This window comes from Nocardia sp. XZ_19_231, assembly GCF_015355705.1.
In the GTDB taxonomy this organism is placed as follows: Bacteria; Actinomycetota; Actinomycetes; order Mycobacteriales; family Mycobacteriaceae; genus Nocardia; species Nocardia salmonicida.
In genome coordinates, this window is the sequence record NZ_JACUZI010000001.1 from 1,107,837 (window position 1) to 1,127,033 (window position 19,197).

General features: G+C 67.9%; 19 protein-coding genes. 11 read left to right on the top strand and 8 right to left on the bottom strand.

The window, feature by feature from the left end; translation table 11 throughout:
• Positions 1–17: 17 nt before the first annotated feature.
• Positions 18–3,242 (bottom strand): BTAD domain-containing putative transcriptional regulator, encoded by a 3,225-nt coding sequence (locus IBJ82_RS05000; protein ID WP_194824706.1) that lies wholly within the window; start codon positions 3,240–3,242, stop codon positions 18–20.
• Between the two features lie 182 nt (positions 3,243–3,424).
• On the opposite strand from IBJ82_RS05000, the gene IBJ82_RS05005 reads away from it, so the two are divergent.
• Positions 3,425–5,002, top strand: a complete 1,578-nt coding sequence (locus IBJ82_RS05005; protein ID WP_194824707.1) for an MFS transporter — start codon at positions 3,425–3,427, stop codon at positions 5,000–5,002.
• Between the two features lie 95 nt (positions 5,003–5,097).
• Here IBJ82_RS05005 and IBJ82_RS05010 read toward each other — a convergent pair whose 3' ends face one another.
• A complete protein-coding gene (locus IBJ82_RS05010) occupies positions 5,098–5,712 on the bottom strand; it encodes a maleylpyruvate isomerase family mycothiol-dependent enzyme (RefSeq protein ID WP_194824708.1) in 615 nt (204 codons plus the stop codon).
• A 70-nt stretch (positions 5,713–5,782) separates the two neighbouring features.
• Between IBJ82_RS05010 and IBJ82_RS05015 the strand changes: the two genes are divergently transcribed.
• Entirely contained in the window at positions 5,783–6,778 is a 996-nt protein-coding gene (locus tag IBJ82_RS05015; RefSeq protein ID WP_194824709.1) for a MerR family transcriptional regulator, read from the top strand.
• On the opposite strand, the gene IBJ82_RS05020 is transcribed toward IBJ82_RS05015, so the two are convergent.
• On the bottom strand, positions 6,733–7,245 hold the full coding sequence (locus tag IBJ82_RS05020) for a L,D-transpeptidase (RefSeq protein ID WP_370585153.1): 513 nt from the start codon (positions 7,243–7,245) through the stop codon (positions 6,733–6,735). The two genes, IBJ82_RS05015 and IBJ82_RS05020, sit on opposite strands and share 46 nt — an antisense overlap.
• 504 nt (positions 7,246–7,749) lie before the next feature.
• On the opposite strand from IBJ82_RS05020, the gene IBJ82_RS05025 reads away from it, so the two are divergent.
• A complete protein-coding gene (locus tag IBJ82_RS05025; RefSeq protein ID WP_228536713.1) occupies positions 7,750–8,133 on the top strand; it encodes a PaaI family thioesterase in 384 nt (127 codons plus the stop codon).
• Between the two features lie 30 nt (positions 8,134–8,163).
• Here the strand turns inward: IBJ82_RS05025 and IBJ82_RS05030 are convergent, their stop codons facing one another.
• Positions 8,164–8,736 (bottom strand): 3'-5' exonuclease, encoded by a 573-nt coding sequence (locus IBJ82_RS05030; protein WP_194824711.1) that lies wholly within the window; start codon positions 8,734–8,736, stop codon positions 8,164–8,166.
• Positions 8,737–8,974: 238 nt separating this feature from the next.
• Between IBJ82_RS05030 and IBJ82_RS05035 the strand changes: the two genes are divergently transcribed.
• The 8 genes from IBJ82_RS05035 (at position 8,975) to IBJ82_RS05070 (ending at position 15,184) form a co-directional block, all read left to right on the top strand.
• Positions 8,975–9,277 carry an urease subunit gamma gene (locus IBJ82_RS05035; RefSeq protein ID WP_194824712.1) on the top strand — a complete coding sequence of 101 codons (303 nt, stop codon included), beginning with the start codon at positions 8,975–8,977 and terminating at the stop codon, positions 9,275–9,277.
• Between the two features lie 9 nt (positions 9,278–9,286).
• On the top strand, positions 9,287–9,631 hold the full coding sequence (locus IBJ82_RS05040) for an urease subunit beta (RefSeq protein WP_056810174.1): 345 nt from the start codon (positions 9,287–9,289) through the stop codon (positions 9,629–9,631).
• Entirely contained in the window at positions 9,628–11,349 is a 1,722-nt protein-coding gene (locus IBJ82_RS05045; protein ID WP_194824713.1) for an urease subunit alpha, read from the top strand. Before IBJ82_RS05040 ends, IBJ82_RS05045 begins: the two co-directional genes overlap by 4 nt.
• Before the next feature lie 102 nt (positions 11,350–11,451).
• Entirely contained in the window at positions 11,452–11,997 is a 546-nt protein-coding gene (locus IBJ82_RS05050) for a YbaB/EbfC family nucleoid-associated protein (RefSeq protein ID WP_194824714.1), read from the top strand.
• Positions 11,998–12,105: 108 nt separating this feature from the next.
• Positions 12,106–12,435 carry a type VII secretion target gene (locus tag IBJ82_RS05055; RefSeq protein WP_194824715.1) on the top strand — a complete coding sequence of 110 codons (330 nt, stop codon included), beginning with the start codon at positions 12,106–12,108 and terminating at the stop codon, positions 12,433–12,435.
• A 2-nt stretch (positions 12,436–12,437) separates the two neighbouring features.
• Complete coding sequence (locus IBJ82_RS05060; RefSeq protein ID WP_194824716.1) at positions 12,438–13,418, top strand: WXG100 family type VII secretion target; 981 nt, start codon at positions 12,438–12,440, stop codon at positions 13,416–13,418.
• A 57-nt stretch (positions 13,419–13,475) separates the two neighbouring features.
• Positions 13,476–14,147, top strand: a complete 672-nt coding sequence (locus tag IBJ82_RS05065; RefSeq protein WP_194824717.1) for an O-methyltransferase — start codon at positions 13,476–13,478, stop codon at positions 14,145–14,147.
• A 107-nt stretch (positions 14,148–14,254) separates the two neighbouring features.
• Positions 14,255–15,184, top strand: coding sequence for a LysR family transcriptional regulator (locus IBJ82_RS05070; protein ID WP_194824718.1), 930 nt, complete (start codon positions 14,255–14,257; stop codon positions 15,182–15,184).
• A 9-nt stretch (positions 15,185–15,193) separates the two neighbouring features.
• On the opposite strand, the gene IBJ82_RS05075 is transcribed toward IBJ82_RS05070, so the two are convergent.
• The 4 genes from IBJ82_RS05075 to IBJ82_RS05090 are packed head-to-tail and all read right to left on the bottom strand — an operon-like array spanning position 15,194 to position 19,168.
• On the bottom strand, positions 15,194–16,006 hold the full coding sequence (locus tag IBJ82_RS05075) for a carbohydrate ABC transporter permease (protein ID WP_194824719.1): 813 nt from the start codon (positions 16,004–16,006) through the stop codon (positions 15,194–15,196).
• Positions 15,996–16,943 carry a carbohydrate ABC transporter permease gene (locus IBJ82_RS05080; RefSeq protein ID WP_194824720.1) on the bottom strand — a complete coding sequence of 316 codons (948 nt, stop codon included), beginning with the start codon at positions 16,941–16,943 and terminating at the stop codon, positions 15,996–15,998. Before IBJ82_RS05080 ends, IBJ82_RS05075 begins: the two co-directional genes overlap by 11 nt.
• Positions 16,944–17,801: a metallophosphoesterase gene (locus tag IBJ82_RS05085; RefSeq protein WP_194824721.1), complete on the bottom strand. Its 858-nt coding sequence runs from the start codon at positions 17,799–17,801 to the stop codon at positions 16,944–16,946.
• Positions 17,798–19,168 (bottom strand): ABC transporter substrate-binding protein, encoded by a 1,371-nt coding sequence (locus IBJ82_RS05090; protein WP_194824722.1) that lies wholly within the window; start codon positions 19,166–19,168, stop codon positions 17,798–17,800. Before IBJ82_RS05090 ends, IBJ82_RS05085 begins: the two co-directional genes overlap by 4 nt.
• Positions 19,169–19,197 lie beyond the last annotated feature (29 nt).

The window sequence follows — 19,197 nt, forward strand, 5'->3', positions numbered from 1 at the left end:
ACGGCCTTCGGACGGACTCAGGATCGACTTCGGGCCCGCTCGGTGTGCAGCGTGTGGGGGTCGGCAGTCCGGCCCACGTCGAGTTCGGTGGAGCACCGGTCGGCGCCGATGTCGGCGACGATGCGTGCCTCGATGCGGTCGACATCCCCGCGTTCGGCCTCGGGCAGCGGAGCACCGGTGGACCGGCGGAGTGTGTCGGCGGCTCCGAGCAATTGGGCGGCGTGCGCGGAATACCCTGCGAGCGAACGGGATCCGGCGAGACCCTCCAGCGCGAGCGCGTGGGCCCGGGGATCGCCGGTGCGCAGGGCGGAGTCGAGTCCGCGTAGGTGGCGCTGTTCGGCTTCGTCGGCGTCACCGGCGAGTTCGGCGGTGAAGCCGAGCTCGGCGAGGATCAGGGCGGCGCCGAAATGCGACCCGGCCCGCAGATGCCAGTCCAGCCAGGTGCCCAGATACTCGCGGGCCGCGGCCAGGTCACCGCGGCGCCGGGCGACGAGGCCGAGCCCCAGTACCGCGGATTCCTCGCCGACGAGGTGTCCCTGGTCGACCGCCACCCGACGGGCTCGCTCGTGCAGCTCGGCGCTGCGGTCGAGCTCGCCGCGCAGCAAGGCGATCCGGCCGAGCGAGGTGAGCCGCTCGCCGACTTCGGTCCACAGGCCGAGTTCTTCGGCGGTGGCCAGCGAGCTCCGGTGGTAGTCGCGGGCGGCATCGAGGTCGCCGGTCACCTCGGCATGGCTGCCGAGCAGGAATCCCGCGATGGCCTGACCCCAGCGATCACCCACCCTCGCGAACAGATCCCGGCTCCGTTCGGCGTGCTCGCACAGTCCGGCCAGGTCGCCGCGGGCGAACGCCTCCCTGGCCAGTGATACCGAGGCCGCCGCGACACCCCAGTCATCGGCATTGTCGGCGAAGGCATTTCGCAGGGCGGCCAGGTCGTCCATGCCCTGGTGGGCGGCGAATCCGGAGTACACGTGGGCGAGATACCAGCGGGCGCGCAGTTCCGCCGGTGTCGGTCGTTCGGTCACGGCGGGCAGGGTGTCGACAGTGCGGCCGACCCCGACTTCGAGCGCATCGCGCCACAGCAGCGCCACCCGCCGCGCGGCCGGGTCGGTCTCGCCGGGCACCGCGAGGGCGGTTCCCAGCGACCGGATGCCCTCGGCGAGGCGTCCCCGCATCACCCAGTACCAGGCGAGCGCGTTGACCAGCCGCAGCGCGTCCACGGATCTGCCCGCGGTACGGGCAGTGTCGAGCGCCCGGCGCAGATCGGCGGATTCGGCGTCGAGCCGCGACAGCCAGCGACGCTGGTCTCCGGTGCGCAGGTGCCGGTCGGCGCGTTCGGCGAACGCGAGGTAGTAGGCGAGATGGCGCAGCCGCGTGTCGGATTCCTCGCCGCTGTCGCGCAGCTGTTCGGCACCATAGGCGGCGATGGATTTCAGCAGGCGGTAGCGCGGGCGGACATCGGCGGTGGGCGTGATGATCAGGGAACGATCGACCAAGCGGGCCAGCAACTCCGCGACCTCGGCACCCGCGATGGCACCACCCGCGCAGACCGCCTCGGCCGACTCCAGCGTGGCTCCGTCGGCGTGAGTCGAAAGTCGCCGCAGCACCGCACGTTCGGGCTCGTCGAGGAGTTCCCAGCTCCAATCGATCACCGCACGCAGGGTGCGCTGCCGATCCGGTGCGTCCCGATAACCGGACGACAGCAGGGTGAAGCGGTCCTCGATCCGTTCGGCGAGGGTGTGCACGCCGAGTGCGCGGACCCGGGTCGCCGCCAGTTCCAGTGCCAACGGGAGGCCGTCGAGACGGGTGACGATGGTGGCGATCGCGGCGGCATTGTCGTCGGTGACGGTGAAGCCGGGTGCGCTCGACCGAGCACGTTCGACGAAAAGCTGTGCAGCAGCTGATGTTTCTGCTGATTCCATGTCGCCCGGGGTGGGAACAGCCAACGGTGTCACGTGCCAGATGTATTCGCCCGCGATGTTCAGCGGCACCTGACTGGTGACCAGTATTCGGAGCTCGGGAGCGGCGGCCAGTAGCCGCGACACGACGGTGGCGGCGGCGTCGGCGACGTGCTCACCGTTGTCCAGCACGAGCAGCAATTGCTTGCCGCGCACCGCCTCGGCAAGATGAGCGAGCTGAGTTCCGTTGCCGGGCACCGGAAACGGGCTCGAACCCGCGGAATCGTCACGGACCTCGAAGGCGGCCGCCACGACCTCGGTGAGTGTCGTCAACGCGCTGTCCGGATCTTCCCCGAGGCACAGCCCGGCGAGCTCGACGAACAAGACGCCGTCACGCGCGGAATGCTCGGCCGCGGTCGCCAACGCGAGCCGGGTCTTGCCCACTCCACCCGGTCCGGTGAGGGTCACCAGCCGTTCGGCACGGATCAGCGCGTCGATCGCGGCCAGGTCGTCTTCGCGCCCGATGAGCGAGGTCACGGGGACCGGCAGTGCGGGGCGCGGTGTCACGGGTGCTGCGGGTGCGGGCCGAACCGGCGCACCGAGGGACGGATCCTGTTCCAGCACAGCGCGATGCAGGGCGGCGAGCTCGGGGCTCGGGTCGAGACCGAGTTCCTCGGCGAGGTGTTCGCGCAGGCGCCGATAGGAATCCAGGGCCTCACCGTGTCGCCCCGACCGGTACAGCGCCAGCATGTGCGCCGCGCGCAGCCGTTCGCGGAGCGGATGCAGTGCGGTGAGCTCACCGAGTTCGTCGGCGACCTGATCGTGTTCGCCGAGCGTGATCCTCGCCTGCGCGAGTTCCTCGACGGCTGTGAGTCGCTGTTCCTCGAGCCGCAGCACCGGAATCCGCGCGAAGTCGTGATCGGCGAGGTCGGCCAGCACCTCGCCGCGCCACAACGCGAGTGCCTCAGCGAGAAGCGTTGCCCGAGTAGCAGTATCGGCGGCGGCGCGCGCCTGGTGGAGCAACTGCTGGAACACCTGGGAGTCCACCGTGGCCTCGGTGACCTCGAGGAGATAGCCGGGGGAGCGCGATACCAGCAACTCCCGCCCGCCCGCTTCGGCGTCGCCGAGGACCCGACGCAATTGCGAGGCCCGAGTCTGCAGGGAACCCGCCGGGTTGGCGGGCAACGCCGTACCCCACAGATCCTCGACGAGTCGGTCGGCGGGCACGATCCGACCTGGTTCGACCAACAGCGCACCGAGCAGAACTCGCACCTTGAGTTCTGGAACCCGGACGGCTTGTCCCTCGTCGGTCCAGACCGCCAACGGGCCGAGCACTCCGAAACGCATGTCACCCACCCTAAACGGCCCCGGCACGGGTGCGGCGATGCGCGGCAGCGGGCTACGCCGAGCCTCGAACACGGTGCCGTGGCGACGCAGCTCGAGGTCGTCTGGAGTCGGCCCGAAGGGTTCCCGAAGTGCGGCCCGGCACTGTCGGTCCCAGTCGAATCGTCCTCGAAGGGAAACTCCTGATGTCCACGTTCACCGATATCCCCGAGCGGGCAGGTACCCGCCAATGGCTGGGACTTGCGGTCCTGCTCCTGCCCACGGTGCTGCTGTTTCTCAGCATGACCGTGCTGTTCCTGGCCACCCCCTATATCGCGGCCGACCTGTCGCCCAGTAGCGGCCAGCTGTTGTGGATCAACGACATCTACGGGTTCGTGATGGCGGGGTTCCTCGTCACCATGGGCACCCTCGGTGACCGGCTCGGCCGTCGCAGGCTGCTGCTGGCCGGTGCCGCGCTGTTCGGCGTCGCCTCGGTTCTTGCCGCGTTCGCTCCCGGCCCCGACTTGCTGATCGCGGCGCGTGCGCTGATGGGTCTCGGCGCGGCCGCCGTCATGCCCGCCACGTTGTCGCTGATCACCACGATGTTCCGCGACGACCGGCAGCGCGCCACCGCCATCGGTCTGTGGGCGGCATCGGTGTCGGCCGGTGTGGCACTGGGCCCACTGCTCGGCGGTCTGCTGCTCGACTCGCTGTGGTGGGGTGCGTCCATGCTGATCGGTGTGCCGGTGATGGCGCTCGTCGTGCTCGCGGTGCCGGTGCTGATTCCGGAATACCGTGCGCCCGAGGCGGGTCGGCTCGACCCGATCAGCGTCGCCTTGTCGCTGGCAGCGCTGCTACCGTTCGTCTACGGCGTGAAGACGCTGGCCGAGACCGGGTTCGCCGCCGAACCGGTGCTCACCGTGCTTGCCGGTGTGGTGTTCGCGGTGGTCTTCGTGCGCAGGCAGTTGCGGCTGTCTGACCCGCTGCTCGATGTGCGTCTGTTCGCGAACCGGACCTTCAGCGGCTCACTCGGCGTGTACATGCTCGCCGCCATCGCGCTGGGCGGGGTGTATCTGCTGTTCACCCAGTACCTGCAGTTGGTCGCCGCGCAGTCGCCGCTGCAGGCCGGACTGTGGATCCTGCCCGCCGCGATCGCACTGGTCATCGTTTCCACCGTGACCCCGGCCATCGCTCGTCGTGTCCGTCCCGCGTATGTCATCGCCGCAGGGCTTGCGCTGTCGACCGTCGGCTACCTGGCACTCACCCAGGTCGAGAGTGTGGCGGGATTGCCGCTGCTCATCGTCGGCTTCTACATTCTGTACCCGGGCATCGCCCCGGCCATGGCGCTGATCCCCGGGCTGGTCATCGGTGCGGCACCCGCGGAGAAGGCGGGCGCGGCGTCGGCGGTGGACAGCACCGCCAGCGACCTGGGTGTGGCGCTGGGTGTCGCCCTGCTCGGCAGTATGGGCGCGGCGGTCTACCGCGCCGGAATGTCGGGTGAAGCGGGCGCTGCCGCGGAAACCCTGCCCGGCGCACTGAGTTCGGCCGAGTCCCTGCCCGCCGAGGTCGCCGAGTCCGTCGTGGCAGCCGGCCGCGAGGCGTTCACCAACGGCCTGAACGCCGCAGCCTGGACAGCCGCCGTGCTCTCCGCGGCGGGTGCGGTGCTGGCGGTGGCGCTACTGCGCCGGATCCCGGCCGGTGCCACTGCTGTTCCGGAACCCGAAGAGGGAGTAAATGTCTTGGTCGGCGATGGTGTCGCTGAGCGTGGCACCGTCCCCGCCTGACCTCCTGCGGGATTCCCGGACCAGCGATCCGCAGCGCCTCTCGGTGCTGTGGATTGCTGGTGTAATTTCCGAGTTTGATTGCACCGCAGTGTATTTCAGTGGTGGTTGTTTCCGGGAGCGGCGCGGCCGGTGACGATCATTAGTAATTCAGCCGCCGTGCCGCTGACCGCCGTTCCCGCACCGGCCGTCCAGCCGGTATCGGTCGCGGAGAGGGCGTACCCGGTGAGTCGAGTCCGCGCGTGAAACGGTGCCCCCCTCGTCCAGACCCGCTCCAGCGACAGCTGCGCCGCCGCCGTCGGCATCACCCGCTCGATGCCGAGCGGGACCGCGATGTCCTGCCCGTGTACCAGCAGATCCATCAGCCGGTCGATCGGTGAGGTGCCGATCGGGATGACTCTGGAGTCGATCGTTGCGTGCAGTGCGGCGAGCAACTCGGCGGTCGATGTTCGATCGGCGAGCCGGACGGCGGTGTCGTGGATGAGACGGTCGGTATTGCCGCGAGCGCGGATCAGGTTCACCACCAGGGAGGCGATCGTGACCCGGGTGGCCAACACGAGATGGGCCACGACGTCACGAACCCGCCACCCCACGCACAGCGTCTCGGTGTCCCACGCCGATTCGGGCAGCTCGCACAGCATTGCGACCAGCGTGGTGCGCTCCTCGGCCACCGCCTGCCAGATCGTGTCGTTCATCGTGTCGTGTCCGGTCATCGTCGAGTCTCCTTCGCGTGGGTGTCCTCGGTACCGTAGGAGTTCCACCGAGGTGGAGGTGCCAGCAAAAGTGACCCACATCACATATCTGACGATCGGCGAGCTCGCCGCCCGCACCGGCGTCGCGGTGCGAACGGTCCGGTACTACTGCGATGCGGGCCTCCTGGACGCGGCGCGCTCGCCCACCGGCCACCGGGTGTTCGAACCCGGTGCGGTCGATCGACTCGCGCTGTTGCGCCGGTTGCGTTCCTTCGGCATCGGACTCGCGGCGATCGAAGACGTTCTGGACGGCACCCGGTCCATCGCGGAGGTGATCGCTGCCGAACGGGTCGCTGTCGACGACGAACTCGACGCACTGAACCGTCGCCGGGCGCTACTGCGCGCCGTCGAATCGGCAGCCCCCGACAGGCACCGCGAACACTTGAATCTGCTTGCCGCCGTAGTCGATCCGCGTGCCGCCCACGACGTGCTCGTCGCGTTCTGGCGCCGCCAACTCGCGCCGCTACCGACCTCGGCCATCGACGGCTTCCTCGGTATGAACGTCCCCGAGCTGACCGCCGACGCCCACCCCGAACACCTCATCGCCTACGCGGAACTGATTGCCGCCGTCTCGAACCCGGACATCGCCACCGCCATGTACGACACCATCCGTCACCGCGGTACCCCCGGAATCCGCGACGAACGCCGCCTACTGTTCGGCGTAGCCGATGCCTGCGTGGCCGTCGCGCCCCTCGTCGCCGCAGGCCGCCCACCCCACCCCGGCGCGGAACTCGACCACTACGTCGACATCCACGCCGCCGCCCGCGGCCGCCGCGACACCCCGACCTTCCGTCGCCAACTCCTCACCGACGCCGCGGGCGCGGACCACCGAGTCCGCCGATATTGGCACCTGACAACAACGTTCACCGGCGCCGCCGTCACGACCGGTGCCGCCCAACTCTGGCTCTTCGACGCCCTGACCACCTCGGTGACGCGAAAAGGGGAGGCCGATGACCGGCCTCCCCGTTTTCGACACAGAACTCAGGGAACAACTTCGACGATGTCGCCCGGTTCCAGCCACTCGTAGTGCGCCTTCGCGCCTTCCGGGGTCAGTCGGATACAACCGTGGGACTGCTCCTCGGTGGGTCCGATGTGATAGGCGATGTCGCCGTTGAAGAAGACCGCGTATTCCATGGGGGCGTTGTGCAGAGTGCTCCAGTGGAACGGCTTCTTGAACGCCACCTTGAACACTCCGGGGGGCGTTTCGTAGCCGGGACGGCCGTGTGACATCGCGCTCGGCCCGAAGGTGACCTTGCCGTTGTCCATCAACCACGCGTTGTTGGTCGACAGTTGCAGGCACGCACGCGCTTTCTCGCTGCACGGGGCCACCACGGGCTCCGGCGGCGGCGCGGGAACGATGGCGGGCACGCCGGGCACATCGGGCCCGCCGGGCCACAGTGGTTCGGCCTGTACGGGTGCTGCGACCGCGGCCCCGACCACGGCCACACACATCGCCGCCTGCACGGCCCACCGGGGAATACGACTACTACTCACGAAATCTTGCCTCTCTCGCCGCGCCCACCCCTGGTCGTCGTACGCCCAGAACATGAGCTTTCACCATCGACACAAGCCTCGGAACATAGAGGTACAGCGATCATGGAGTATTACGATCGTGTTGAGCAAACCCTGGGCGCGGCTACCGGCGCGTCACATGCCGAGGATCGATTCATGCCACCGCGGCGCGGTCCGACTCTTCAGTGACGGTGCGCGCCGGGCGTGCTCAGTGACCCGGTGATGTTGTTCGCGGACGAATCGTCGGGCGCGGAACGGCAGAGACTTGACTACTTAGGTAAGCCTGACCTACTCTGATCTTGGCGTACGGATGAGCCGGTGGTCCCGAGGGCTGCGGTCGACTCCGCCATCCTGCCGCGGCGGGCTCCGTTTTCGAGCGGAGCCCGCCGCTACGTCTTACCGGCTGCCGCGCACGTTTTCGGATGGTGTAAACCGGACCGTATGAGCGAAACGCCCCTGTCCCTGGCCGATGTCACCCCCGAGTTGATGACCAAGGCCAGCGAAGGCACCTTCACCGACTTCATCGGCCTGCGCTACACCGAGGTCACCCCCGACCGGGTACGCGGTGAATGGACAGTGCGCCCCGAGCTGCACCAGCCCGCAGGCATCCAGAACGGCGGCGTCTACTGCACCATCATCGAAACCCTCGCCAGCGTCGGCGGCGGGGTCTGGTTCGGCGAGCGTGGATCTGTTGTCGGCGTCAACAACAACACCGATTTCCTGCGCGCCGTCCGTGAGGGCGTCCTCACCGGCGAGGCCACCCCGATCCACCGCGGCCGCAGCCAGCAACTCTGGGTCGTCGTCATCACCGACGCCGACGGCCGCACCGTCGCCCGTGGCCAGGTCCGCCTCCAGAACCTCGCGGCATAGCAGTCCCGTCGAATAGGGGGAGGTTGCCCGTCAGTCGACGGCCGTGACCCGCCACCCACCACGGCCGAGTACATCCACGACCAGCGCGCCGATATTCCACGCGTCGTCGTCGCCGCGGTGGTGTGTGCCTTCGAGGGGGATGTCGGCGATTCTGAGTGCGTGGTCCATGCCCGGTCGTCGACGCAGGTCGTAGGACTCGGCGAACACCTGTTTGGCGTTGGTGTGCTCGGGGCCGAAGGGGTACTCGACGCCGGTCGCCGCGCATTGGGTGCGGAACTGCTTGCGGTCGTAATCGCCCCAGCTCGCCCACGGCCGCGCACCCGCCGCGAACTCGCTCCCCAATAGGCGGCACGCCTCGCCGAACTCGACACCCTGATCGACCTGTTCCTGAGTGAGAGTGGTGAGCTCGGTGCAGAATTCGCTCACCGTGGACCGGGTCGGACGCACCATGATCCCGTGTTTGCTCACCCTGCTTCGGGTAGCGAGATCGACCACGGTGATCCCGATCTCGATGATCTCGTTGGTCTGCCCGGCCGGTGGATCGCCTGCCCAGCAGGTGGCTTCCACATCGACCACGTTGAGCAGGCCGGTCCATTCGTTCATGGGTGCGACGGTACGGGCGCGCGATGGCACGCTCCAGCGGATATTCGCGGAGACGTGGGTCCGGCGGAGCGGGTGCGACTGCCGCGCGGCCGCTTCCTGGCCGAGTGATGGGCCCTTCGTTAACATCTCGTTAACCGCCTCGGGGTCGTGCCCGGTCGCGCTCGGCGGCGGTCGCCGTGCGGACGCGGGACGTGCCAGAATGTCGCTCACCGACCACGACCCGCCGAGGAGAGAACGTATGCGCCTGTCGCCGCACGAGCAGGAACGGTTGCTGCTGAGTTATGCGGCCGAGCTGGCGCGCCGGAGGCAGGCGCGGGGGCTGAAGCTGAACCATCCCGAGTCGATCGCGTTGATCTCCGATCATGTGCTCGAGGGGGCGCGGGACGGGCGGACCGTGGCGGAACTGATGTCTTCGGGGCGGTCGGTGCTCACCCGTGCCGACGTGATGGACGGGGTGCCCGAGATGATTCACGACGTGCAGGTCGAGGCGACTTTTCCCGATGGGACCAAGCTCGTCACCGTGCACCACCCGATCGGATAGGCGACGCGCATGATTCCCGGTGAATATCTCTGTGCCGAGGGCACGATCGAGCTGAACGCGGGCGCGGTGCGCGTCGAGCTCGAGGTGGTCAATACCGGTGACCGTCCCGTTCAGGTGGGCAGTCATGTGCATTTCCCGCAGTCCAACGCCGCGCTGGAATTCGACCGCGAGGCCGCCTACGGGCACCGGCTCGATATTCCGGCAGGTACCGCGGTGCGTTTCGAACCCGGTCTGCCGCAGCGGATTTCGCTGGTTCCGCTCGGCGGGACCCGTGAGGTCCACGGCATCAGCATGAACCCGCCAGGGCAGTTGGATGCAGATAATTCACCGCGACGTCCGGAAGAGAGTCGATGACCGAACTGAGCCGCGCCCGCTACGCCGAACTGTTCGGGCCGACCACCGGCGACCGTATTCGCCTGGCCGACACCGACCTGCTCATCGAGATCACCGAAGACCGCAGTGGCGGACCGGGTCTCGCCGGTGAGGAAGCGGTGTTCGGCGGCGGCAAAGTACTGCGCGAGTCGATGGGGCAGTCGCGCGCCACTCGTGCCGACGGCGCCCCCGACACCGTCATCACCGGTGTCGTCATCATCGACCACTGGGGCATCATCAAGGCCGACGTGGGCATCCGCGACGGCCGGATCTGCGGCATCGGCAAGGCCGGCAATCCCGACACGATGTCGGGCGTGCACCCGGACCTGGTCGTCGGCCCGTCGACCGAGATCATCGCGGGTAACGGCCGCATTCTCACCGCGGGCGCCATCGACTGCCACGTCCACTTCATCTGCCCGCAACTGATGGACGAAGCGCTCGGCGGCGGCATCACCACTCTCATCGGCGGCGGCACCGGCCCCGCCGAGGGTTCCAAGGCCACCACCGTCACGCCGGGCTCCTGGCATCTGGCGCGGATGCTGGAATCGCTGGATCACTGGCCGATGAACATCGTGCTGCTCGGCAAGGGCAACACGGTCAGCCAGGAATCGATGTGGGAGCAATTGCGCGGCGGCGCATCGGGTTTCAAGCTGCACGAGGACTGGGGTTCCACCCCCGCCGCGATCGATGCCTGTCTCACTGTCGCCGATGCGGCGGGCGTGCAGGTGGCGCTGCACTCGGACACGCTGAACGAGGCAGGCTTCGTCGAGGACACCCTCGCCGCCATCGCGGGCCGCGGCATCCACGCCTACCACACCGAGGGTGCGGGCGGCGGCCACGCGCCCGACATCATCACTGTCGCTTCACATCTGAACGTACTGCCCAGCTCCACCAACCCCACCAGGCCGCACACCGTCAACACCCTCGACGAGCACCTCGACATGCTGATGGTGTGTCACCACCTGAGTCCGTCGATCCCCGAGGACCTGGCCTTCGCCGAATCGCGGATCCGCCCGTCCACCATCGCCGCCGAAGACCTCCTGCACGACCTCGGCGCCATCTCCATGATCGGCTCGGACTCCCAGGCGATGGGCCGCATCGGCGAGGTGGTGATGCGCACCTGGCAGACCGCCCACGTGATGAAGCGCCGCCGTGGCGCTCTGCCCGGCGACGGCGCGGCCGACAATGCCCGCGTGCAGCGCTATATCGCCAAATACACCATCTGCCCGGCGGTTTCGCACGGGCTCGACGACGAGATCGGTTCGATCGAAGTCGGCAAACTCGCCGATCTGGTGCTGTGGGAGCCCGCGTTCTTCGGCGTCCGCCCGCACGCCGTCCTCAAGGGCGGCATGATCGCCTGGGCCGCGATGGGCGACGCCAACGCCTCGATCCCCACCCCGCAGCCCGTACTTCCGCGCCCCATGTTCGGCGCCGCGGCCCCCGCCGCCGCGGCCACCTCGCTGCACTTCGTCTCCGAGCAGGCCATCGACGACGGCCTCGCGAACCGCTTGAACGTGCGCCGAAAGCTGGTGCCGGTCAAGAACGCTCGCCGCGTCACCAAGGCCGACATGCCCCACAACGACGCCATGCCCCACATCGAAGTAGACCCCGACACCTTCACTGTCCGCATCGACGGTGAAGTCTGGGCCGAACAACCCGCCACCGAACTCCCGATGGCCCAGCGCTACTTCCTTTTCTGAGTCGGCGCCGGGGTGGGCTAGGCTCGTCGCGATCCGAGCGGGGGCGTCGGCACGCCTTCCGCCGCAGAGCGCCGGGGATCCGGCGGGAGGGGAAAACACAGCATGGACGACCTGAACAACGCCGCCGCGGAGCTCTCGCGCTGGGCGGAGGACCTGGAACAGAAAGCGCAGCGCTACCAGGAGCTGCACGCCAAGATGACCTCGGTGAGCGTCACCGATACCTCGGCTGACGGCCGGATCAGCGTCACCGTCGACGCCAACGGATCGACTACCGCCATCACCCTGGCCGCCGCGGTGCGCGGCATGGATCCCACCGCCGTGGCGGCCGAGCTCATGGCCTGCACGCATCGTGCCCAGGCGCGCTTGCGTGACCAGGTCGCCGGCTTGGTCCACGACACGGTCGGCACCGACGAGGCAGGGGAAGCCATCGTCGGCCAGTACAGCGACCGGTTCCCCGACCTCGATCCGACCTCGTCGGCACCGGTCCCGCCGCCGGCACCGCCCACCGCGCCGGCCGCCCCCGCGACGCCGTGGCCGTCCGAGCCCGATGCTCCCGCGACCCGCAAACCCGACCGTGACCGGGTGGTGGCACCCGAGGAGCCGACCGACGAGGACTTGTTCTACCAGCGCAAATCCTGGTTGCAATAAGCACCGCAACAACCCGGCACACATCCGAGGGAACCGAACGGGGTCGGGGCGCGTCCAACTAGATCGAGAGCTGCGGACTCGACCGAGTTCGCCGGAGGAGGGATCCGCGTGACCAGTCTGGTGAATGTGAATCTGGATGCGATCAGGGCGCAAGCCTGCTCGGTGGACGGTGTGTCCGGCGGGGTCGCCAAGGCGCTCGAGGCGGCCAACTATCTCGCCCATGCCGACGACGGTTACGGCCTGCTCGTGAAGCCGTACGCGGTGAGCACCCTGAACTCGCTCCACGACGAGATCACCGAGGCGCTGGCACAGCTCGAGACCCTGACCGCGGAGATGCCCGGCAAACTACGCACCGCCGCCGACACTTTCGAAACGTGTGATGCCACCAGGGCGGGCGAGCTGACGGGCAAGACCGCCGAGATCGAAAGGAACGTCTGACCATGGCCGACGGACCCAACGCGGCGGGCAAGTTCCTCAACGAGAACACGGTCCTGCCGGGCACGGTGAGTACCTTCGACGACGGCGAAGCACCGAAGAACGACCTGCTCACAGAGGGCGTCGACTACCGGGACACCTATTACCAGGAAGGCAACTTCCTTTTCCAGAATGTGGGCCTACCGACGGGTGGGGACGAGCCCAACGCCGGGTTCATGAAAGGCACGCTCCAGGGTGACACCTGGGAGAACGGCCTCGGGCTCTACCAGGCGATGACCGGCGACGGAGCGGTCATGGACAAGGTCGGCGCCATCTCCAAAGCGGCCGGTACCGCGGGTGATTGGGCGTCGACGGTGTCGATGTTCAGCAAGGCGATCAAGGGCACCTCCACGCTGGCGAAGTTCGATCCGTTCAACTTCATCGGCGCGCAACTGATGAGCTGGATGCTCGAGCACGTCGAACCGGTGCGTAAGTCGCTGGAATCGATCACCGGCAGCCCGGAGATGGTGCAGGCGTATTCGGATTCGTGGGCTGAGATCGCCAAGCATCTGACGACGACCGCGGAGCAGTGGGCCGCCGCGCTCGACAGCGGAATCGGTGCCTGGGCAGGCGAGACCGCCGACGCTTACCGGGCCACCGCGACGGAACTGACGGGCAAGATCGCCGAGAAAGCCGCCGTCGCCGAGGTACTGGCGGAGTGCAACAAGGCGATGAAGAGCATCGTCGAGACGGTGCGGGAGATCGTGGTCGAGATCCTGAGTAATCTCGCCGGCATGCTCGCCGAGATGACCGCGCTGCTGATCGCCTCCGCGGGTACGGCCACCCCCGCACTCATCGCTCGGGCGCTGTTCGACATCTCGCTGGCCACGATGACGGTCTCGCAGATGCTGATGGAACTGGCGCAGGCATTGATCGACGCGAAGATGCTGGCCAAGAGTGCGGTGAAGATCATCCAGGGCGTCACCGAGGTCGAGACCGCGAAGTAGCGGCCGGACTCGTCGCGCAAGCCGGTGTCGGCCCGCGCTCGGTGGCAGACTGCCGATATGACGACCAACGATTGGACCGATGTCGACAGCTATATCGTCACCACCCTCGTGGGTGACGAAGGCGTGCCCGCGCTCACCGCCAACGCCGACGCGGGACTGCCCGCCATCGATGTCTCCCCACCCCAGGGCAAATTGCTGAACCTGTTGGCCCGCACCGCGAAAGCGCGCCGGGTGCTCGAGATCGGCACGCTCGGCGGGTACAGCACCGAGTGGCTGGCGCGGGCGGTCGGCGACGGCGGCCTCGTCGTCACCCTCGAATTCGAACCACGCCACGCGAAGGTCGCGCGCGAAAACCTGGACCGTGCCGGGGTGGGCGATCGTGTCGAGATCCTGGTCGGCGCGGCTCTGGACACCTTGCCCGGCGTCGCCGAGGATCTGACCGAGCCGTTCGATCTGGTCTTCATCGACGCCGACAAGGTCAACAACTCCAACTACGTCCAGTGGGCACTGCGCCTGACCCATCCGGGCTCGGTGATTATCGTCGACAACGTGGTGCGCGCGGGCGCGGTGGCCGACGAGCAGACCGAGGACCCGAACGCGCGGGCCAGCCGCGACCTGATCGAATTGCTCGCCGCCGAACCGAGCCTCGATGCGACCGTCATCCAGACCGTCGGCGCGAAAGGCTGGGACGGCTTCGCCTACGCCGTGGTGAACGGTCCGAATTCCTGATCTTCACCGCCCGGCAATGCGGATGGTCATTGCCGGGCGCCCGGGATTCATCAAGGGGTTGTTCGCTGCCGCTAGCGTGGGAGTGTTCGACTTCAGGAGCCGCCGTCATGGAATTCCGTCATCTCGTCTCGTTCATCGCGCTCGCCGAAGAATTGCATTTCGGGCGCGCGGCGCAACGTCTGCATCTGACCCAGCCGAGCCTGAGCGCCCAGTTGCAGAAGCTGGAGAAATCCCTGGAAGTGCAGCTGGTCGCGCGCAACTCGCACGAGGTGCGCCTGACGCCCGCGGGCCGGGAGTTCGAGCTGCAGGCCCGCCAGATCGTCGCCCAGCTCGACCGGGCCGCCAAGGCGGCGAAGGCCACCGCCGCCGGGCGCGCGGGCAGCCTGAACATCGGCTACAACCTGCCCGCCAGCAAACACGTGCTGCCCGACGCGCTGGCCCAGCTGACCGACCGCCACCCCGGTATCTCGGTGTCGTTGTGGGAGAAGCGAACCGGGCCGCAGCTGGCTGCCCTGGCCGACGGATCCCTCGACCTGGCCATGGTCTACGGCCACCCGAGCACCGCCGATTTCCGGTACCGCCGTCTGCTGCACCGGATCCCGCTGGTGGCGGTGGTCGGCCGACAGCACCGCTGGGCCCACCGCTCGCACGTGCCGTTCGCCGAACTGCGCGATCAGGAGTGCGTGCTGTTCGCGCGTGATCAGTGCCCGTCGATGTACGACACGATCCTGCGATCGGCCGCGCAGACCCGGATCTCGTTGAACATCACCCATATCGCCGATGATCCGGGCGCCACCGCCCACATCGTGTCGGTGCGCCCGCTGGTCGGGTTCGCCTCGCTGCCACGGGCGGTGTCGGCGGGTATGGGCTCCTCGGGCACCGACGCGGTGGCACTGAAACTGGTCGATCCGGTGCCGACCCTTGATCTGCACGTGGTGTGGCGGGCCGACGAACAGAATCCGGCGGTGGCGATGTTTCTGGATTGCCTCGCGTCCACGGCGCCCGCCCTGGACGACGACCAGGTTCTGACGGGCTGAGATCGTCGGTCACTTCAATCCCGACCGCACGAACGCGTTGACGATGTGGCGTTGCAGCACCAGGTACAGCAGCAGCACCGGCAGGCAGGCGAGTCCGGCCAGCGCCATCATCGGCCCCCACTGATCGCCTTCGCTGCCCATGAAACTGCGCAGTCCGAGCTGGAGGACACTGTTGGACTGACGCAGCACGACCGCGGGCCAGAAGTACTCGTTCCACGCGTTGATGAACAGCAGGATGCCGAGCGCGGCGAGTGCGGGGCGCAGATTCGGAACCACCACGGTCCACAGGATCGACCACGACGAGCGCCCGTCGATCTTCGCGGCCGCGATGAGTTCCTTCGGGAACGCCGACATGTGCTGGCGCAGCAGCAGCACCGCCAGCGCCGAACACAGTGTCGGCAGCACGACGCCGATCAGGGTGTTGATCAGGCCCAGCTGGTTGAGCAGGATGTAGTTGGGCAGCATCGTCACCTGGAACGGCACCAGCCACACCCCGACGAACGCCAGATACAGCAGGTTCTGCAGCGGGAACGTGTAGATGGCGAACGCGTAGGAGGCCAGCAGCGCGATGAGGAGCTGGCCTGCCGCCGAGAGCACCGCGACGAAGAACGTATTGGCGATCAGACCGGCGATGTCGACCTTCTGCGCCGCGTCGAGGTAGTTGGCCGTCGACAGCGGCCACGGGATCGGGGAGAGCGAGGTGACGTCTTCTGGTCTGCGCAGCGACGTCGCGAACAGCCAGTAGATCGGGAACACGCACACCAGTGCCGTCGCGGCGAGCAGCAGATGGCTGCCCACCCCGCGCAGTCGTTCAATCGTCATGGACAGCAACCTTTTCCGAAATCCAGACCAGCAGTGCGGCCACCAGACCGAAGCCGAAGAACAGCAGCACACCGGCCGCAGCGCTCAGACCGGCATCGAAACTGTGGAAGGCGTAGTCCCAGAGCAGGTAGTAGATGTTGGTGGTGGCCTGCGCCGGACCGCCCTGGGTCATCGAGTCGATGAGCGGGAAAGTCAGGGTGGGACTGAGCAATACGGTCGTGAGGACCAGGAACAGCACGGTGGGCGAGAGCAGCGGCAGCGTGATCCAGCGCCGGATCTGACCGGGTGAGGCGCCGTCGACCCTGGCCGCTTCGTCGTAGTCGCCGCTGATGCCGGCCAGCCCCGCCCACACCACGAGGACCGCGAAGCCGATCAGGTGCCAGGCGGTGATCGCGATGATCACGCCCTGCGCGGTCGCGGTCTCGTACACCCAGTTGCGGTCGGAACCGGTGACCTGGGCGAGGAAACCCGTCCCCGGATGCAGCAACCAGCGCCACACCGCGGCCGCCGCGACCGGCGCGACCAGGAACGGCGCGAACACCAGTGCCTGGTAGACCGTGCGCGCCCGGCCGGTGACCCGCCTGCTCGCCATCGCGATGACGACCGGCAGGACCACCGTGAACGGCAGCAGGCCCAGGATCAGTGTCCCGGTGCGCCCGAGAGCGCCCCAGAACGCCGGAAGATCCAGTAGCCGTTCGTAATTCGCGGTACCGACCGGTGTCATCGGAGCCGTCGGCAGCAGGTTCCACGAGTACGTGGACAGTTGCAGGGCCTGCACCAGCGGTTGATAGGTCCACACGACCAGCAGGAACAGCGCCGGACTCAGGTAGAGATACGGCGCGACGAACCGGGCCACCCGGCGTCGGGTGAGTGGGCGGCGCACCGGCTTCGCCTCGATCGGCGGTGTCGGCGGGGCCGGCGCATCGATGACGAACATCTACCTCACCGCCGCCCTGGCGGCGACGATCGCGGCGATCTGCTCGAGCATCTCCGATTCCGGCCGGTCGTAGACCGTGGGCGCCGGGGCGGCGTCGATCGCGGTGGCCAGCACCGTCGACTCCATGACGTCGATGCGGCTGTACCCGAATCCGACGAATCCACGATGCCTGCCCGCCGGTGCCATCGCGTCCACCCGGTAGGCCATCGCGGGACCGATCCACACCGGAATCCCGGCCAGCGCCGACGCGCCGGTGAGGTGGTTGTGTCCGCACAGGATCATCCGGACATCGGTGCCCGCGACGACCTCGGCCAGCTGTTCGGCATCCTTGAGCCGCAGGAAGTCGAGGGTGGCCAGCGGGGAGCGCAGCGGCGGATGGTGCACCACCAGCACGGTGCCGTGCGGGGCGGGGGTGCGCAGAATGCCTGCCAGCCAGGCCAGTTGCTCCGGCTCGAGCTTGCCGTCGTGCTGGAACGGCGTGGTGCTGTCCAGCACGATGATCCGTACTCCCGCGACCTCGACGCATTGGTCGTGCGGAAGATCAGGGTCCACGGTGTCGCGGTCGAGCAATTCGATGCCGAAGGCCGTGCGTTCGTCGTGATTGCCCATCGCATAGACGATCTCGGCACCGAGATCGGCGGCGACTGGCTCGACGGCGGCCCGCAGCCGCCGGTAGGCCTCGGGTGATCCGTTGTCGCTGAGATCGCCGGAGAAGATCAGCACGTCGATGTGCTGCCCGAATTCGCGCAGCCGGTCGAGCACCGCCGTCAGGTTGGCGGCGGTGTCGACGCCGTGGAGCAGTTCGCCCTCGGGACGCAGGTGGGTGTCGGTGATCTGGACGATCGTGAGTTCGCTCATGACTTCGGCATGAGTTCGGTGCCCGCGGTGCGGGCCGCGGTGAGCGTCGACTGCGGGTCGGCGCCCTGGAACACGACGGCTTCGACGGCGTCCATCATGCCGTCACGCATCTGCAGATAGTTGTTGCCGGGCATGGAAACCCACGGCTCCATGTTGGCCAGCTGCGCCACGTTCGGGCGCAGCAGCGGGTTCTGATCGGCCCATTCCTTCAGCCCACCGGCCTCCTCGAGCAGGCCGGTCCGCAGCGGCAGGTAGCCGATGTTCTGCGCGATCTTCTTGTAGGAATCCTCGCTGGTGAGGTGCTTGATCAGTTCCCACGCGGCCCGCTGCTTGGCCGGATCGTTGGACAGGATGTGCAGGCCCGCACCGGAATTGGTGGGAACGGCCTGCTTGGTGCCGAAGCCGGGCATCGGCGCCGAACGCAGGTCCCACTTACCCTTGGATCCGGTGACGAAAATGCTCTGCAGCGCGCTGGTTTCGAGCATCATGCCGATCTCGCCGCGACCGAACGCCTCGTAGCCCTGCTTCTGGTTGAGCTTGGGCATGCTGCCGGTGTTCACCAGGTTCTGTGCCATCTTGGTGACCTCGACGGCGGGCGCGTCGGCGAAGGTGAGGGAGTTGCGGTCTTCGGAGATCACGCGACCACCGTTCGAGCGCACCAGCGACTGGAAGCACCAGTCCTTGGCGGTCTTGGTCAGGCAGTCGATGTAGACCCCACCCTTGCCGGTGCGGTCGGCGATCGCCTTCGCGGCGGTGGTGACCTCGTCCCAGGTGGTCGGGGGCTTGGCGGGATCGAGACCGGCCTCGGTGAACAGCGAGGCGTTCAGGTACAGCACGGGCGTGGAGAAGACGAACGGAACGCCGTAGGTGTGACCGTCCCAGTCGTCGAGCGTGCGGGCGCGCGGTGCGTAGGCGTGGCGGGCACCGTCGAAGTTCTGCTTCACCGCCGGCGCGCCGACCAGTTGGTCGAGGGGCTTGGCCTTGAGCTGGTTGATGGTGAAGTCCAGGTCGGAGAAGCCGAGCTGGGCGACATCGGGCGGGGTGCCTGCCACCATCTGGTTCTGGATGCTGGAGACGGTGTCGGTCGCCGGGTTGGGGCTGTTGCCCTGCGGCTTCTGCGCGGTGACCTTGATATTGGGGTGCTTGGCGCTGAAGTCGGCGATCAGGGCGTTGAACGTGTCGGTCCAGGCGCCTGCCACGCCGTAGCTGTAGGACTCGAACACGATCGAAACCTGCTGGTCGGCACCCAATTCGGGGATCTGCGCGGTGGACGTGGTGTCGGTGGACCCGGTGGTGCCGAGGCCGCAGCCGGTGAGAACGAGGGCGGTGGTGAGCGCCACGCCCAGCGCGGGCAGTGTGCGTTTCATGATGGAACTCCTCATCGGGGTGGTGCCGA

What these genes read in the sequence shown, in the direction of transcription:
- IBJ82_RS05000 (WP_194824706.1), bottom strand. Translation starts at nt 3,242, where the DNA reads ATGCGTTTCGGAGTGCTCGGCCCGTTGGCGGTCTGGACCGACGAGGGA.
- IBJ82_RS05005 (WP_194824707.1), top strand. Translation starts at nt 3,425, where the DNA reads ATGTCCACGTTCACCGATATCCCCGAGCGGGCAGGTACCCGCCAATGG.
- IBJ82_RS05010 (WP_194824708.1), bottom strand. Translation starts at nt 5,712, where the DNA reads ATGACCGGACACGACACGATGAACGACACGATCTGGCAGGCGGTGGCC.
- IBJ82_RS05025 (WP_228536713.1), top strand. Translation starts at nt 7,750, where the DNA reads ATGACCAAGGCCAGCGAAGGCACCTTCACCGACTTCATCGGCCTGCGC.
- IBJ82_RS05030 (WP_194824711.1), bottom strand. Translation starts at nt 8,736, where the DNA reads ATGAACGAATGGACCGGCCTGCTCAACGTGGTCGATGTGGAAGCCACC.
- IBJ82_RS05035 (WP_194824712.1), top strand. Translation starts at nt 8,975, where the DNA reads ATGCGCCTGTCGCCGCACGAGCAGGAACGGTTGCTGCTGAGTTATGCG.
- IBJ82_RS05040 (WP_056810174.1), top strand. Translation starts at nt 9,287, where the DNA reads ATGATTCCCGGTGAATATCTCTGTGCCGAGGGCACGATCGAGCTGAAC.
- IBJ82_RS05045 (WP_194824713.1), top strand. Translation starts at nt 9,628, where the DNA reads ATGACCGAACTGAGCCGCGCCCGCTACGCCGAACTGTTCGGGCCGACC.
- IBJ82_RS05050 (WP_194824714.1), top strand. Translation starts at nt 11,452, where the DNA reads ATGGACGACCTGAACAACGCCGCCGCGGAGCTCTCGCGCTGGGCGGAG.
- IBJ82_RS05060 (WP_194824716.1), top strand. Translation starts at nt 12,438, where the DNA reads ATGGCCGACGGACCCAACGCGGCGGGCAAGTTCCTCAACGAGAACACG.
- IBJ82_RS05065 (WP_194824717.1), top strand. Translation starts at nt 13,476, where the DNA reads ATGACGACCAACGATTGGACCGATGTCGACAGCTATATCGTCACCACC.
- IBJ82_RS05070 (WP_194824718.1), top strand. Translation starts at nt 14,255, where the DNA reads ATGGAATTCCGTCATCTCGTCTCGTTCATCGCGCTCGCCGAAGAATTG.
- IBJ82_RS05075 (WP_194824719.1), bottom strand. Translation starts at nt 16,006, where the DNA reads ATGACGATTGAACGACTGCGCGGGGTGGGCAGCCATCTGCTGCTCGCC.
- IBJ82_RS05080 (WP_194824720.1), bottom strand. Translation starts at nt 16,943, where the DNA reads ATGTTCGTCATCGATGCGCCGGCCCCGCCGACACCGCCGATCGAGGCG.
- IBJ82_RS05085 (WP_194824721.1), bottom strand. Translation starts at nt 17,801, where the DNA reads ATGAGCGAACTCACGATCGTCCAGATCACCGACACCCACCTGCGTCCC.
- IBJ82_RS05090 (WP_194824722.1), bottom strand. Translation starts at nt 19,168, where the DNA reads ATGAAACGCACACTGCCCGCGCTGGGCGTGGCGCTCACCACCGCCCTC.